The sequence below is a fragment of the Eubacterium xylanophilum ATCC 35991 genome (genome assembly GCF_000518685.1).
GTDB classification, from domain to species: domain Bacteria; phylum Bacillota; class Clostridia; order Lachnospirales; family Lachnospiraceae; genus Eubacterium_F; species Eubacterium_F xylanophilum.
Genome location: NZ_JAEB01000012.1, coordinates 93,940 through 112,042 on the forward strand (window position 1 = coordinate 93,940; position 18,103 = coordinate 112,042).

General features: G+C 40.2%; 8 protein-coding genes. All 8 read left to right on the plus strand.

What is annotated here, in order from left to right:
• The first annotated feature begins 19 nt into the window (after positions 1 to 19).
• The 8 genes from L877_RS0103465 to L877_RS13345 all read left to right on the plus strand — a co-directional run bounded on the left by L877_RS0103465 (position 20) and on the right by L877_RS13345 (position 17,825).
• Positions 20 to 802, plus strand: coding sequence for a response regulator (locus tag L877_RS0103465; RefSeq protein ID WP_026834908.1), 783 nt, complete (start codon positions 20 to 22; stop codon positions 800 to 802).
• A gap of 31 nt (positions 803 to 833) precedes the next feature.
• Positions 834 to 3,269: a hypothetical protein gene (locus tag L877_RS0103470; RefSeq protein WP_156922975.1), complete on the plus strand. Its 2,436-nt coding sequence runs from the start codon at positions 834 to 836 to the stop codon at positions 3,267 to 3,269.
• Between the two features lie 48 nt (positions 3,270 to 3,317).
• Complete coding sequence (locus L877_RS0103475; RefSeq protein WP_026834910.1) at positions 3,318 to 6,575, plus strand: right-handed parallel beta-helix repeat-containing protein; 3,258 nt, start codon at positions 3,318 to 3,320, stop codon at positions 6,573 to 6,575.
• Positions 6,576 to 6,580: 5 nt separating this feature from the next.
• Complete coding sequence (locus L877_RS0103480) at positions 6,581 to 8,962, plus strand: right-handed parallel beta-helix repeat-containing protein (protein WP_026834911.1); 2,382 nt, start codon at positions 6,581 to 6,583, stop codon at positions 8,960 to 8,962.
• Positions 8,959 to 14,253, plus strand: a complete 5,295-nt coding sequence (locus tag L877_RS0103485) for a hypothetical protein (RefSeq protein ID WP_026834912.1) — start codon at positions 8,959 to 8,961, stop codon at positions 14,251 to 14,253. Before L877_RS0103480 ends, L877_RS0103485 begins: the two co-directional genes overlap by 4 nt.
• Before the next feature lie 96 nt (positions 14,254 to 14,349).
• Positions 14,350 to 15,042: an iron-sulfur cluster assembly scaffold protein gene (locus L877_RS0103490; protein WP_026834913.1), complete on the plus strand. Its 693-nt coding sequence runs from the start codon at positions 14,350 to 14,352 to the stop codon at positions 15,040 to 15,042.
• 19 nt (positions 15,043 to 15,061) lie between these two features.
• Positions 15,062 to 16,081 (plus strand): GGGtGRT protein, encoded by a 1,020-nt coding sequence (locus L877_RS0103495; RefSeq protein WP_026834914.1) that lies wholly within the window; start codon positions 15,062 to 15,064, stop codon positions 16,079 to 16,081.
• 319 nt (positions 16,082 to 16,400) lie between these two features.
• Positions 16,401 to 17,825, plus strand: coding sequence for an alpha/beta hydrolase-fold protein (locus L877_RS13345; protein ID WP_051437648.1), 1,425 nt, complete (start codon positions 16,401 to 16,403; stop codon positions 17,823 to 17,825).
• Positions 17,826 to 18,103 lie beyond the last annotated feature (278 nt).

Genomic DNA, 18,103 nt, shown 5'->3' on the forward strand with positions numbered 1-18,103 from the left:
TTTTCATACGGAGGAAGCTATGAACATACTGATTACTGATGACGAGAAGATTATGCGAGAGGATTTAAAAGATGCTCTTGATCGCGTAAGTCCCGGTGGAACATACTTTTTTGCTCAGAATTACGATGAAGCAGTAAAAGTTACCGAGGATAATGAGATAGATATCGCTTTTCTTGATATCAATATGCCGGGAAAATCGGGCTTGGATCTGACAAAGACGCTTAAAAAACTGCGACCGGACATAAATATAATTATGGTTACCGCATATAATGAATATGCGCTTCCGGCTCTCAAACTCTTTGTCAGTGGCTATCTGACTAAGCCGGTTCTGGATGATGAGTTGAAGGAGGCCCTTGATAATTTGAGAGTTCCGATAAAAAGTGATAGAGAAGTTGTAAGTGTCACTTGCTTTGGAAACTTTGAGATTTACCACAATGGGAAGCCGATATCATTTTCCAGACAGAAGGGAAAAGAGCTCATAGCATATCTGGTTTGTTTGAAGGGAACGAGTGCTTCCAGAGCGGAGATATGTGCAAACCTGTTTGAAGATTCAGATACCAAGAAAGGATATGAGTACTTTAAGAAAATAGTCCAATCCTTAAAAAAAGATCTCGAAAAGCAAGGTCTAAAGGAGTTGTTTGTACATGGTCATAATTCCTATGCCATTAATACTTCTATGGTGGATTGTGATTACTATCATTATCTTGCCGGAAAAGAAGAGCATGCGGATACTTATAGAGGAGAATTTATGAATCAGTACAGTTGGGCTGAAGTATATATATATGCTTTGGAGAATTATTAATATAATCAATATAAGGACGGAGGAGATTGCTATGGAAAGAGTATGGAAAAGGATTATTGCAGGATTTATGGCGATGCTTATTCTAAGCATTACGCCATTGGCTGATTTTGCACCAAGGAAGATTGGAAGTTCTCAAGAGGTAACAGCTGCGAAAAAAACACCAAACTACCTCAGTGAGGTTAAGATTGGAATGGGTGATACAGAGAGAGAGGCAAAAAAGGAACTTGAGGAACAGGGATATATCATTCTAAGGGATGAGTCCGGCAATTATGCAGACTTGAATACTGAAGCAGGAACAAAGAGTGTATTGAAGAGAGGTGCTACCGAAAAAATAGTATATCTCGGCTATAAGATTACAAATAAAGCAACAGAGGCAATCACTGATCTTGCAGTTATGAATATGAATGGTGGTTATTCTATCGAAGAGTATAATATGCTTATGGAACAGCAGATGGATTCACAAATTAAGCCATTTGTTGATAGATTTATTGCAACTTTGGAAGAATATCGTGCTAATTATAAAAAATCAAAAAAATCTAAGAATTATAAGCGAGCAAATCATGTCAGAATGCTTCTTAATAAATTGACAGATGATGATACCGGTGGGCAACCAATCGGAGATTTGCTTCTCAATAAAACCAAGTATGAGCTTGGTGATAAGGCATATAATGCCCTTTCCGATAAGGAGAAGAAAAACCATGCAGATATCTTGACTCTTTTGATGCAGGCAAATGGAAATGCGACTATTTCTATTGAAACTCTTCTCTCTAAAGCAACAGACTCCTCCAATGATACATGGATTGATAGAATGAAGGAGACTTCTCTTGAAGATCTTAAGGATAAAGTCAAAGAAGAAAATCCCAAATTAACGACCCGTGCAGATGTTATGCAGGCCATGGACAAAAAGTATTATGACACGGCGGCGGGACTTTTGAAGAAATGGAATTCTTTCCACAAGAATATTGAATCATATGAAGATTATGCAGATGATATGGAGGACAGTGTGGAAGAAACTACCGAGATGGTTGAAAATATAGAGAACATGGGTGATACTTTAGATGAGGAAAAAATCGAAGAAATAGCAGACGCAAGTGCAGAGACAACAAAACAGATGAATCAGATGCAGGTAGTAGGAATATGTACATACTTAAATACTGTAAAGTATGATGATGGAACATTACTTGACTTCTTCAGTCAGGATTACAAAGAAGTATCAGGTACCAGCAATATAAGAAAGCTTTATCCAATGGTAGAAGCTTTGACTGCCGGACAGATTGCAGGACTAGATTTCCTCGCAATAGAAGATTTAATAGCTATTGCATTGACAGATGAAAACACTTACAAAGACGTTTTGGAAACTGCAGAGGATTTGAAAACAGCCTCTGTATATGAGGGCGTGGACCGAGAAATATATACCAAAGGTGGAGTGGCTCTTACAAGTGACACATTGAGAGCAAAGGCAGCAGCAAGTCAAAAGGAACCGGATGATTATAAGCCGGGGACTCTGCAAATTATTTTATGGGCTGCAACCGGGGCCTGTGCAATAGCAACTGTTACAACTGTTATTGTAAGAGAGGCAATGTTAAAAGTTATTCCAAAATGTGTTCGCAGTTATAGCAGTATATGGAATAATATGGATAAATTGATTAGTGCTAGAAAAGCTGCGTTTCTTAAATACACTGATACACCTCTAGCCAATGGTGGACAAAGCTGGTATACAAAGTACACTTATATTGATGATAGGGTAAAAGAAATGCAAAATGCACAAAAGACAGGTGCGAATGTTTCTGTAAATACCCCAAGTAATTTCACAAAATATTTGTCAGCCGGATTGGCTGTAGTGACATTTATTTTGACTGTAGTATCCACAGTAATGACTATTCTTGATGCTCAGGCGTACTATGATACAGAGTATATTCCAATTCCAAAATTCATGGTTGATATGGCAGATATTACGACTAAGGATGATAAAGGGGATACAATAGTTATTAAGAACCAGACAGCTTACTATAGAGCAGTAAAATGTAATCGAACAGAAGGTGATTCAAGTATTACGAAGAAAAATTTCAAGGCCATGGGTGACACGGCTGACTTGAAGGGTGATATAGGAAGAGAGTGGCTGGCATTATATGCTGTTAAGTATGAAAAGGGCACACCAATTCTTGCGGATTCGCTTCTCTATAAGAAGAATGATAAGAATCTTCCATCGGGATATACGATAGGTATACATGAGTTTGGAAGTGATGCAGCATGTGATTTAAATAAAAAGGCGTATATTTTTGCTGACAATGCACCATCAATTAAAGTATTCTTTAAAACTGAGCAAAAGACGGTGAAACAACTGACAGGAGCGGGCTCTGTATTCTCAGCAGGATCAGTTGCTCTAGGTGGTGGAATTGGATTCATAATAGGTGGTCTATTTGTAGGACTTATGATGAGAAGAAAGAAGTATCAGACTGAGGATTAAAGGATAATCGATGTCAACAATCGGTTTGGATTGTGTGAGGTGATTCGTATGGAAAGAAGGATAGTTGCCTTTGTTACAGCTCTTATGTTTTTATGGCAGAGTTCTCTCGGACTATTTATAGGTGTATTTGTTAATCCCGGAGAGGCCTCTGCGGTAACATATTATGCCCAATCTACGGCGGTATTAGAGGATCTTAAAGTAGATGATATTATAGAAAAAGACACAATATTGATGACAGGAAATACCAAGAGTATGTATTTTGTTTATGTAAATAATAGAGATTCTGTATTGGAGACAAAGAAAAATGCAAAGATAAGTGTTCCGCATAAATTTAGAAAAAACAATTTCAAGGTTCAGAAAATAGTAGATGTTAGTTCGAGATTGTTAGTATATCTTGAAACATATGATGGTCCACTTAATGTTATTACAAACAAAGATTTTATGGATATTATAAAGACTCAGGATGATATAAAGCTTACTGATTATGTGTCAGTGTCAGAGCCAATTATAATAGACGACGGGCGCACTCATACTATTGATTTGAATGGCTATGAAATAGAGAGAACAGGTCTCAGTGAGATAGATGTTGACGGAAGTGTTTTTGAAGTTGACAATGGTTCTAAGTTGATTATAAATGATACCAGTGACGGCAAAGACGGCGCTATTCTGGGAGGAAAATCCACGACAGGTGGCGGTGTCTCTGTTAGAAATGGGGCCAAATTTGTGATGAGCGGTGGATCAATAAAGAATTGTTATGGTAAAAGAGGTGGAGCAATATTTATTGATGAAGGAAAGGTTACTCTCGATGATGTGAATTTGATGGAAAACAACGTAAGCAAGGATGGGAAACCTCAACTTGATGACAAGGCAAGAACTAACAAAGGTGGCGCAATATATATTGGTTCAGATTCATCATGTGAGATCAATAATTGTACTATCAAAAACAATTATTCCGGCGTAGGTGGAGCTCTATATAACGATGGAGCGCTAGATATAAAGGACTCTGAAATCACAAAGAACGGAGTAGTAGAAGATAATAGTGGTGGTGGAATACTCAATTATGGAGAACTAAATATTGAAAATACCAGAGTGTCATATAATACGGCAGAGGAGGGTGGCGGAATAGCAAATACAGGAGAGATGACGGTTGAAAGCTGTGTATTTACACATAATAGTGCCACGAAAAATGGTGGTGGAATAATAAACAGAAGTTATGATGGTAATAGCAAATTTGTTTTTTCAGGAAAGAATAAGATTACATATAATACGGCAGACGAAGGCGGTGGTATGTATATTCAAGGCAGCAAAGGTAAACTGGATAAAAGTGTAATAAAGAATATAGAATTTTCTTACAATCGATCAGAATATTTCGGTGGAGCATTATTCATAGATTCTTGGTCCAAGCCTACAGAGATTAAAGACGTGACCATGGAAAATAATACAAGTAAAGTTTCTGCCGGTGCAATTTATGCGGCAGCTGAAACTATAATAGAAGATAGTATTATTCGTCTAAATTCAGCAGAGGAGAATTCCGGAGCTATTAAAGTAGAAAATGCCAAACTCAGATTAAAGAGCGTAGAGATTCAAGAAAATACAAGTTCTTTAAAGGGAGCCGGTGTATATGTTATAGGTAATGAAGGTGAAGTGATTCTAGAAGGTGGAAAGACTATTGTTAACCTCAATAAAACAATTAAAGCATCAAATGGGGAGAGCAATAACAGCAACCTTGCATTTGATAAAGTGCCTAAGATTCGAGTGAAAGGCAAGATAGAAGAAAAGTCGATGATAGGTATAACTATCTATGAAAACTTTACCAATAAGACAATTACCAAAGATTATGGCGATTATAATAGTAAACCGATATACGAATATTTTTACTATGATACAAGAGACCACAAGGTCAAATTGGATGATGAATTAACTGAAGTAGAGGTAATTAAGAGAGCCGTAGAGTCAGCAAAAGGATATAAGATCAAGGTTCAGATTTCTGTAACTGATGATGCTGACGATTGGGACGACGCTCATGTTGAGATTTACGGTAAGAAGACCAATGGTTTGGGAGAATCAAAGGTGATACATAGTACATCTGATATTAAGGGTTATATTGACCATGAACCAAGCAATAAGGGCGATATAAACTATGATTCCGGAGAAATAGACTGCGGTGATACATTCCCATCAAAGATTAATGTATATGCCAACTTTGGAGGCGGTGGAATACTGAGAGTTTGGGAAGCTGATGTAATAATTTGGATAAATGGAGTTAATTGTGGCAAGACCCATATTCGCAGAAAGCTATGGGGAAATACAGCGAAGAAGGGAGAGGCTGACAACTGGATTACAATAGGTGGAGATAAATATCCATATCCGGAGGAGGTAGATATAGACCAAAAAAGAGTTATTGATCCACTTGATCCGGATAGTGATAAGGTATCTCTCACAATGGTTGACCAGTATGGTGTGACATTCAAGGCTGCAAGTAAGGATAATGTCAAGATCAAAAATGTTTCATTCCCGGATGAAGATACATTCAAGAGCCTCAATGACAATGGTCTAAAATGGTCATTCCATACATCCAAGACCAAAGAAATTCACAACAGTGTATATAAGATTAGTTTTAAGACGGGAAGTAATGTTTATCCATGGTATGAAATTCCAATTATGGTGAGATTTACCACAGTTCTCAACATGAAGGTGAGAGTTGGAAATGAGGAAGATGGATATAAGACTGTAATAGAAAAGAAAGGCCATCAAAATGACACTATAGACTTTAAAAAACCTGACTTAGGGAAGGGATATAAGCTAGATAGACTGACAACCAATGGGTCATGTATGATAGAAGAAATGGAAGACGAAGACAAGTATAACTTTACATTTATATCTCAGGATATTGTTGTGACTTTTGAGACAAAGCCTATAAAATACAAAATACAATTTGAGTCAAATGTAAAGAAAAAATCCGATGTGAGCGGAAATATGTCAAAGCAACCTGCGTATTATAACCAAGAAGTTGTATTGACGAGAAATACATTTACTAGTAATGCTGGATATAAATTCGCTGGCTGGAATACAGACAAAAACGGACGAGGAAAATCATATGATGATGAGCAGGTAGTAAAAAATCTATCCTCAACCCAAGGAGAAGTTGTTAAGCTATATGCTCAGTGGGTGGATGAAAGAGGAAACAGTGTTACTGCTTCACTGTTCTCGGATGGAACAATGGGAATTTGGTTTGGAGCAGCTCTTTTAGTTGGAGCGGTCATAGTATTTTTCGGAAGCACGATTGCTGTCAGAAAGAGGAGGTAGTGCCTATGGACTGGAAAAGATACCTTAAATCAACATATAGACTTTGGGCAATTGTATTGGCACTCATGCTCTTCGCCACTACCGCATATCCTATTTCGATAGTTGCCCAAGTTGATTCTGAGACGGAAGAGGAGTTGACGCCTTGGGGTGAGATTCAGGCTGAGATAGATGAAGCTCCGGATGATGGGGAAGAGTATATTATTAAACTAGAAGAAGATATCAAGGCGGAAGCTGGAGAAGAGGCCCTAAGTGTTGGAACCGGTCAAAATATCAAGTTAGACTTGGCGGGGCATACAATTGACAGAGGATTATCAGCTAAGAATAAGGCGGATGACGGATATGTAATACGGATCGATACAGAGGGTATATTGAATATTGTCGATACAAGCAAGAAACCGGGACTAATCACCGGCGGAGCCAATGATGGCAAAGGCGGCGGAATATTTCTCGAAGAAAAAGCGGAGCTCACGCTAGACAATGGTGTGCAAGTAATGAATAATGCTGCAAAGTATGGTGGCGGCATATATCTCTCCCAGGAATCCGAGTTGTATCTGGGATCTTGTACAATCTGGGGGAACGACGTGACCAACAACGGAGGTGGAATTTACGGCGGAGATGGCCATGTCACTTTCCTTGGAGGCTTGACAAAGGTAAAGAATAATACAAAGGATGGAAATGAGAAAAATGAAAATAACCTCTTCATGCCGGCTGAGATGGAGAAACTTAGATTCTGGACTTGGACATCTAAGAATGAGAGGACGAGAAAAGCCAGATACTCTGACCCTTTGAAAAAGGGATCTCGCATCGGAATTTTGCTTGAGGAGATGAGAAAGGAAATCTCAGATGGATATGGACAATGTAATTCAGTCGAGGCCAGTGTTTACTTTTTCTATGACAAAGAAGAATATATTGTAAGTGATGACAAGAATAAATCTGAGATAACTATAGTAAAGGACCCGGACAAAGTAAAGCAAAATACCAGCATGGTAGTTGAATTATACAAAGACGGCAAGCTGAAGTCTACTGAGACCTACGGGCAATTTACCCAAGCTTTTAAGAAGGCGCAGGAAAGTGATTTTGATGCCGTGCTCACAATGGGATCGGACTATTCTTCTGACAAAGAGATAGTACTTGGAAAAAATAAGCAAGTCACTATTGATCTAAATGGACATTACATAAAGAGGGAGAGAGGATATAAGTATGAAAAGAATGGTGGAGTTATATGCGTGGAAAGTGGCGCGACTCTCACAATAGAGGACTCTAATCCAAAGATAAAGGGGTATGATGGAGTTAAGGGAGGAGTTATCACCGGTGGTGCAAGTTCGAACTATGGAGGTGGAGTTACAGTCAAGACAGACGGTCACCTAATAATGAAGGGTGGAACTATATATGATTGCATCACGGATGAGGATGGCGGTGGCGTATATCTGGACACCGGAAGTAAGAATACAAGTTTTAAGATGACAGGTGGAAGAATATACAATTGCCGAACACTAGATAGTGCGGATGACTGCAATGGCGGTGGAATATATCTGGGAGATGGAAAGTTGGAGCTTCGAGGAGGAACTATTGACAATTGTTTTTCAGAGGATTACGGCGGAGGAATCTACTGCAACAGAGGACAAGTAAGTCTGAAGAAAATGGTTTTTTCAGGAAATAAAGCCACAAATCGAGGTGGTGCTATATATATCGCACTGGATATTGCCAAGTATGACGGCACACTTTTCTATGCTTCAGATTGTAATTTCGTCAATAATATTTCAAACGAAGACGGAGGAGCATTTTTCATGAGAGACAACCCGGAACACGGCGGAGCAGTAATGTTTGACAGGTGTTCTTTTAGGGACAATGAAGCCAAGGAAGACGGAGGTGCTATTTGCGTATTTGATGATGGATGTGTTCTATCAAATGTTGAAGTAAAGGACAACAAGGCTGGTGGATATGGCGGAGGAGTATTTGTCGATTCAAGATATGATATTAATGTCAAGGGAGTTGTTGTTATTAAGGACAATAAATCAGAGAAGGACAGCAATTGTTGTGATTTGGCATTGGAAGACGGCACATCAACCACTGCCAGAGTAAACAGTGGAGGACTTGTCAAGGGATCTTGGATAGGTATAGGTTCTACAAGCAACAAGAGCATTCTACTCTCCAAAAAGATCAGTGTTTATGAGATGAAGTATTTTCATCCACATGCCGGTAATATTAAAGCCAAAAAGGTTGAGGGAGTAGATGCTGACATGGTATTTACATCGTCTATTTTCGGTCTTGGAGAATTGAGTATTATAATGCTCATTGGTGGTATTGGAATTATTATGGCTGCGGGTATAGGTATATACACAAGGCGAAAGACAATGCGTCAAGAAAAGAAAGGGGATGAGCTATGATGTGGAATGGACATAAAACAAGTGTAAGACTTATGAGAATAATAACATCAAGTGTTCTTATCCTGAGTATTCTTGTGAGTTGGAGTCTCAGAGAGTACGGCCCGGTTGTAGCTCATGCTGCAGAAGAGGCAAGAACTACATATGTGAGTGATGTCAGACTATTTTACGCACTGGATAGTTTAGAAGCGGCTAAGAATAAGTGCATAGAGAGCGGATTTACCCCTGTTGAAGGAGATCTTAATGAGGGAACCGGAAAAAACCACGTGGTTATGGGATATAAGGAGACTGACAACAAAGAGGATGCCATAACAAGCATTAAACTCCTCTCCATGAACTCGGGATATCAGCTCAAGGATTATGCAGCATTGCAAAAAGAGTATGAGAGCAGTAATGCCGCAATTATAGATACGATTGAGGCAGCTTCTCAGGAGTTTGTCTCAAATTACAAAGCCGGCTCACCTAAGGCCAAGGAGGCATATGAGGGACTTAATCTCATAGAGGTACCTGAAGCTAATAATATGAAGTTGGGAGATTATATTGTATCAGGCAAAGCTGATTGGAACTTCTATGCGAAAGTAGTTACCAGAGCAAGTTCCGGAACTACAAGTGCTATTATCGGATATCTCTCAGCCGGACTTGCAACTTACAAAAACGAATATGATGCCAAGAAGAGAGAAGTAGTGACCATGTCTTGGGCTGAGAAAGTCAAGGATAGCCCGGTTTGGGAGGATCTCGAAGATGCCACTACTGAAGATGATTATGATGAATTGTTTAGGGAGTATGGCGACGATGCCAAGGCTTTTCACAAGAAACTCCAGGAGTTTGCTACAGGTTATGACAATGCCATGGCAAGTTTTGATGAGGGTCAGTATACTGATGAACTCGAAAAGCTCAAGGGGAAAACAGATGAACAGGTACTTGATAATCAGGAAAAATTAGATAAAAATGAGCAGGGTTTAGTTTATCTTGGAATATATGAAGAGTTGGATAAATACCAAGCAACCGAAGATGACACTCTTGCGGAATATTTACTTGAAATCGGTTACAAGACAAGCGGGGACGTGGACTTGACCAAATTATATCCGATTTTGGACTCAATGACTTATGCCCAGAGAAGAATGGCTTGTCTTGGAGGATTGAATTCAATTATTTCAAATGCGGGCGAGAATGAGGCCAGTGAAGAGGCCGAGGAGAAGATATCAGAGGCAGCAGAGAATATCAAGAAGTTAGTGGGAAGAGAGTCCTACTCTGTATGGATGAATAACAACGAAGAAATCAAGGACAAGAAAGTTGCCTACACATCTGATGCCGTGAGAAAGAACGCGGCACAACAGCTTCTCGACGATTATGACAACTCCACCTTAGGTGAGAAAGTCGAGGATATTATGAAGTGGGTTAATCTTGCACTTGGAATAGTTTCCTGTTTATTGATTATACTCCAATTTACTTGGGTTACCTATGTATTTGCGGCGATACCTGCGGCTATATGTGCAATTGCAGCAGCTTGCGGTCTCACTTGTTGTGCCACGACTATTGGAGCGATTGCAGGTAAGATAGGCGCTCTGTCTTCCGCATCAGGGCCGGTGGGTTGGATAATACTTGCAATTCTTATTATATCACTTATTGTGGTATGGGTAATTAAGGAAATAGAAAAGTATATCAAGGAAAACAAGGATTACGACTACAATGATGCACCAGCTTATGCGGCAGATTGTGCAGAGGGAGAACACGGAGAATATCTGACGTATTATAAAGGTGTGGGATCGGAAAATAGTCCGTCAGAGAAGTACCGGGGAAAAACCGGCAGTGAATCTGAGGATAAGATGGAGAATTATCACGGCGAAGCGGGAATAAGCGATGTAAATGGTCGTATGGGATTCAGAGGATGGAATCTTATGTTTTACAGCAAGGATACCAATGTGGGAACTCCGCTTGTCATTAAAGATGGCAAGAGCCCATTTCTCATCAAATACGGCGATGGCGGAAATATGATAAAGGGATATGAGAGCGTAAATGCCTTTGGCGAGATAACTCCTGGAAACTGCAATGCGCTAATGAAAAAGGATGAAAAAGGCGGAGTATTTGTTCACTATCGCACGGAAAAATCCGTTCTAAACGATCAGGATTCATCCGGAGGAGAGGCAGGTACTGTCGAGGGCGATGGCAAGAATACCAAGAAGACTTATTACTCAGACATAATAATTAAGTCGGCAGACACTGAGGAGAGAGCGAAGGCCAAGATTACTGTAAAGAAAGGCTTTAAGGTATGGGATTACAATCTTGCCAACAATGCAAGAAAAGATTATTCAAGACATGAAGAGTGGGCATATACCTATCTTGGATTTAAGACCACGACCGATCCGAAAAAAGCTATAAAGGATATTCGAGTTGCCACATTTACGCCTGAGACCAAGCAAGAGGTTGTCTTTGGAGAGGTAACCTATGCATGTGCAGGAAACCTTGGATACAAGGCAGATAGTAAAACTGAGGACAAGGAGTATCCGGAAGATCTAGATGGTCTGTGGTTTACAACGAATGAAAAGGCCGGAACCCCTATAGAGTTTGGGGGACTTCACCTTGTGGATAGTCATAAGGATGGAGAATATGTCAATAATGGATGGATTCCTGTGACCACATTTAGTGGCGTTCCATATAACTTTGCTTCCACTAGGGACTCTGATACCGATGACTGGGAAGCAGGTAGGTTGGGAAATGCAGGATATCGATATACATGTTATCAGACTAGTAAAGATAATAGCTGGGAGTGTCCGGCTAGGTATCTCTACTATGAACCTGAGGTCAAATATACATCAGGAAAGAAGTATTTGTCTGCGGTATTCTTTACATTTGGAACGGACTCAGAGAGCACCGGAGCCAAGGTTGGAGAGGTATTAGCCAAGTATTCGGATCTCACGGATAGAATGAAGAAGACTCCTAATACCGTTATCAGAGGTGGAAATCTAGCAAGTTCCTTTAATTATAAGGGTTATGTGGTTGAGAGTAATCAAAAGTATCTCAACATAGGTTATTCATGGAGTTACAACCCTTACAGGGCAATAACAGATGTTAAAGCCTTTCAGGGTACAATATTTTCCAGTGAATTGCCATATACTATTTCAAAACCTATTGCAACTTCAGATTCCAATAAGACTGTGAATGTCGGATATGGTGCTGCTACAGTTATTAGCCAGCGCACAACAACAAAGTGTTCATGGGTTACAAGGGGAATTGGACCGGAAAATGCTTATATGGCGCCAAATGGTTTGTTAGGAACCAACAAACAGGTTCCGCAGGGTTATACATCGTATAGACCCGGAGGATATGCTTATTCCCAGGAGAAAATGCCATTTATTGCAACAGGACTCTATGTCTGTGGTCCAACAGAAAGCATGGAAAAAATCACCCTTGATGATGTAATTATCACGGGAAACAGCCATGTTGCTGAGAACAAAAAAGGCATTATTTCCACCGGTATTAGCGGTGAAAAAACTCTGTCGGATATTGATGCAACAGGAGACTTTAATTCTATACAGGAGATGAAGAGACCATTTGAGACAGAGCCGTTTAATATAGCATATCCAGAGTGGACAAACGATGACAATGATCACTATGATGCCGCATCTCCTTGCTATATATATCTCAGAAGACCGGCACTGAAGAAAAAGTACATTTCTAAGGTGTTTGTCGGAACATATGCCTTTAAGAATTCCGAAGCGGAAGAAGACTATGATACCAATCAGGCTATAGCCAAGATGGTTGATACCAATGCTCTAGTAGATGCGACTCGTCAAACAGTGGATGAGGTAATCCCGGCAAATGTGGCTTTGACGCCCGGAAGAACTTGGTATGGAACAACCGTGAAAGGCGTAGATGAGTTTAATGGCAGAAAATACATAGACTCAACAGGTGGTTGGTATGAAAAGAAACTATACAATAATGTCGATATTAAGAGATTGCCATGGGGACCTCCGCATTATGACCTCAAGGAAGATGGAAATCATAGATCAGGAAAATATTCCGCTGATTATGTTGACCGTCCCGCATCCTACATTGGAGTGGAGAGAACTGATGATCCTGATGAGGCGGTAAAGGGACTTATCCTTTACAAGTCCAAGGAAAAAAATGTTCCACAGAGGATTCAGGTTGATGGAGCTGATTACTATTGTGCGAGTCCTAGCACACCAATTGAGATGAGAGGTATGGATTGTAAGGACGATGACTATAGACTTTCATTTAAGTGGACAGAAGAAAAGTATTATCTGTACTATACAACAAACCAGGGAGTGTCACCGGGACACCCGATCACGGAGATAACTGTTGACGACAATGTATTTAATTCTAAGCAGGCTACGTGTCTGTGCGTTGATAAACTCGATAAGACAGAGACTTCCAAAGATGGTAGGAAGAGTATCAAGGAGAGAGCAAAGCCTTATGGAGAGAGCAAGATGCCTATGTTTATCCATGCTAGCTTCGAAAAGGATGATAATGCATATTTCAACAAGATTTATACCGCTAATGGAAAAACTAAGAAAGAGGCACTGCTTCAGTTACTTGAGCAGGGATGTACAGAGTTTTTGGACATGAATCTGAATGAGGGTGCCAGCCTTACAGATAAGGATACTATGTTTGACTCTAAGAAAAAGGGAGGAGACTATATATACTTTGGATACAGAGGATATACTTTGAAAGATGATACAGGTGAGAGCAAAGAAGAACAGCTTAAGGAAGCAGTATATGATATTGTATGTACAGTGGGCGAACCGTATCATCCGGAGGGAATTCAGACGGAGCGTTACAATATGTACTATATGCCGGTTGTCAAGCTTACCAAGGACGATGACATGTCAGGTACAGACTTGAATGCAGGCACCAATGGTCCGCCGATTTATATGTATTATACAACGACTGATGCCGTTAATGATTTCAACAAGAAGACGGGTTCGGATGCTAGGAAGAATCTGTCACCAAAACCTAAGGACTACTTTAAGTCGCCGCTCACAAGCCTGTGCTTTACAAGGTATGACAGAGTTCCGTATAATTCAGAATCAGGAGCGGCCGGTAACTTTGGAGAGAATAAGAAGGCATGGGAGTATGTGCTCTACTCGGATAGCAGCACACCGGTTGACTTTAATGATGGAACTGTGAAACTAAACAGTGATTTCCTCACAGAAAACAACCATATATCAATGTTTGCTCAAAGAGAGGATGGCAGCGTCAAAAAGTCAGCGGAGATTACAGGTGGCTATATTTCATCCAAGGCTGAAGTTGGAGAGATGTGGCTGAATAGGTAAAATCATAATTATTCTGCTTGATAAAATTAAGCATATGTGGTAAGATTGATTTGTTAAATAATCATATAAGATAATATTATATAAAAGGAGGACTATATGATTTACTCAACAGAAGTTAATAACATGTGCCCTGTGCATCAGGGTGTACATCATGGTGCTGCTCCAATTCCGGAAGAAGCAAATTGGGTGCAGGCAAAAAAAGTTGAGGATATATCAGGCTATACACACGGTATAGGTTGGTGTGCACCTCAGCAGGGAGGCTGTAAGCTATCCCTTAACGTTAAGGATGGTATTATTCAAGAAGCATTGGTTGAGACAATTGGATGTTCAGGTATGACACATTCAGCAGCTATGGCATCAGAGATTCTTCCAGGTTTGACTGTTATGGAAGCACTCAATACTGACTTAGTATGTGATGCTATCAACACTGCTATGAGAGAGTTATTCCTTCAGATTGTTTACGGAAGAACTCAGAGTGCATTTTCTGAGGGTGGACTTCAGATTGGTGCAGGTCTTGAGGACCTTGGTAAAGGTGCACGTTCTATGGTCGGAACAACATATGGTACTCTTGAAAAGGGACCAAGATATCTCGAGCTCACAGACGGTTATATCACAGATATCGCTCTTGATGAGGATGATGAGATTATCGGATACAAGTATGTAAACTTTGGTAAGATGATGGACTTTATCAAAGCTGGTGATGATGCAAACACAGCTCTTGAGAAGGCTTCAGGACAGTATGGTCGTGTAGCAGATGCTGCAAGACTTATCGACCCTAGACACGAGTAAGGATTGGAGGAATATAATTATGGCATTATTTGAATCATATGAAAGAAGAGAGCCTCAGATTCTTGCTTGTCTCAAGGAGTATGGCATCTCGTCTATTGAAGAATGTAAAGAGATTACAGAAGCTGCTGGACTTGATATTTATAACCTCATCGAGGGAATCCAGCCAATCTGTTTTGAGAATGCAAAGTGGGCTTACATCGTAGGTGCTGCTATTGCAATTAAAAAAGGATGCACAAAGGCAGCAGATGCAGCTGCAGCTATCGGTATTGGTCTTCAGGCATTTTGTATTCCTGGATCAGTTGCAGACAGACGTAAAGTAGGTCTTGGACATGGTAACCTTGGAAAGATGCTTTTGGAAGAGGATACAGAGTGTTTTGCATTCCTTGCAGGACATGAGTCATTCGCAGCAGCTGAAGGAGCTATCGGTATCGCTGAGAAGGCTAACAAAGTACGTAAAAAGCCTCTTAGAGTTATCCTTAATGGTCTTGGAAAAGACGCTGCTCAGATCATCTCAAGAATTAATGGTTTCACATATGTTGAGACTAAGTATGATTACTATACAGGCAAGGTTGAAGAAGTATTTAGAAAATGCTATTCAAAGGACGCTGACTCTCCACGTGCAAAGGTTAACTGCTATGGCGCTAACGATGTACAGGAAGGTGTTGCAATCATGTGGAAGGAGAACGTTGACGTATCTATCACAGGTAACTCAACTAACCCTACAAGATTCCAGCATCCGGTAGCAGGTACATATAAGAAGGAAAGAGTCGAGGCAGGTAAGAAGTACTTCTCAGTTGCATCAGGTGGTGGTACAGGACGTACACTTCACCCAGACAACATGGCAGCTGGCCCAGCTTCATATGGTATGACAGATACTATGGGACGTATGCACAGTGATGCTCAGTTCGCTGGATCATCTTCAGTACCAGCTCACGTAGAGATGATGGGACTTATCGGTGCAGGTAATAACCCAATGGTAGGTATGACTGTTGCAACAGCTGTATCAATCGAAGAGGCTGCAACAGCAGGTAAGTTCTAATAACTTAGAGAATATTTTAAATGCTAATATGGATGTAAGATGCTTAGGTGTCTTGCATCCTTTTTATTTTTTTTTGGAAACGCATATTGCTGGTCTTACTCACGTCGTTCGTAAGACAATAAACGCATTCTGCTGGTCTTACTCACGTCGCTCGTAAGACAAATATCGTCGTTGTTCGCAAAAAATCAAAATAAAGTCGCGAAAAAACAGTACAAACTCATGGTCAATTCATGAAAAGTCAAGTATTATGCCCGAATAATCATATAAACATCTCTTTGATTGTATTATAATATTTATAGAATTTCGAGGAGGTGTAACTGTGAAACAGAATATTTTTAAGAAAAAGCAGTTCAAAAAGTGTATGGGTCTGTTGATTGCGACAGCCTTGGTATCACAGGCAATTGTGCCGACAGGGGGAATTTCGGCAAAAGCCAAAGTTAAACTTTCAACTAAGTCAGTGACTGTGAAAGCAGGAAAGACTAAGAAAGTTACAGTAAAGAATGCAAAGGGGTATAAGATTACTGTGAAATCAATGAAAAAAAGAGTTGCCACAGTAAAGAAAAAGGGAAAAAATGCCTTTGTTATTAAGGGAGTAAAGGCAGGTAAGACAACAGTGGTATGTACAGCTAAGAAGAAGGGCAAGAAGACAGTTCTCAAGTGTAAGGTTACTGTTAAAGGCGGTAGTGAAAATAAAAAAACTGAGGAAGTTAAGCCAGAGGTTCCAAGTACCAGCGCACCGGCGGAGGCTACAGCTACAGCTGCTACAGCAACAGCAGAAGCTACTGGAGTTCCAACGGCAGAGGCAACAGCTGCGCCTACAGTAGCGCCAACAAAGGTACCTGCACCAATTTCAACACCGGTTATCGTTGATTTTGCGACGGCAATTCCTGAGCAGTACAATGATAAGGCTGCTGAAGCTACACAGAAAGGTAAGGTTAAGTATATTACATACGATGCTCAGACATATGATGAAGGAAATTCCGTCATTATGGAGAAAGAGGCATTAATTTACTTGCCTTATGGATATGATGAAAATCCAGATAAGAAATACAATGTATTATATCTCATGCATGGAGGCGGAGAGAGTGAGAATACTTGGCTTGGTGGCGGAGATTATGCCGGAAATAGAAAGATGATTGACAATATGATTCAGCAGGGAATCATCGAGCCACTCATTATTGTAACACCAACTTTCTATAGACCGGATGAGGCTCCACAGATAAATCAGATGGACCTTCCAGCTCAGTTTAAGTATGAGCTCAGAAAAGATCTTGTCCCATATATCGAGAGTCACTACAGAACATATGCCAATGGCGATGTATCTGAGGAGAATCTTATCAAGACAAGATTACACCGTGCATTTGCCGGTTTGTCAATGGGATCAATGACGACATACCGCGCTGCATTCTATGGAAACTATGACTTGTTCGGATGGTTTGGACCATATTCAGGATGTACAGGTCCTGGAGGAAATGCTGACGAAGAGGCCGACAAGATTATCAAGACCATCAAGGATGGCGAAGAAAAAGGTTATGCCCTTGGTTATCTCTACTGCGGAAATGGTACAGAGGACATGGCATATGAGGAACATTTGAATGTAATGAATAAGGTTCTCGAAAAGAGCGATGTATTGACTCCTAGAGAGAATTATGACTTCGTGGTAATTCCGGATGGAAAACATGACATGTGGTCATGGCACATTCACTTGTACAACTGCTTGAGAGTGTTCTTCACTAGAGAGTAGTGAATTAAATGATTTTTTATGGGGGCTGTCGCATTAACGATTAAAAATCGTTAGTGTGCAGCTCCTTTTTTAGTCTAAAATCAAGGGAATTATCCTAATTTTTTTGATAACAAGCATGTATTCCAGAAAAAGGCGCACTTATCTAAGCCCTGTTGAAAAGCCATTTTAACTTTTTAAAATTTATGCGGCTCTCAAAGGAAATAAATGTGTCCCAGTTCTGCCATTTTGTATTTTGTTATGAAGTTTATATCGGGGGAGGAAGGGCCGTGAGAGCTGGC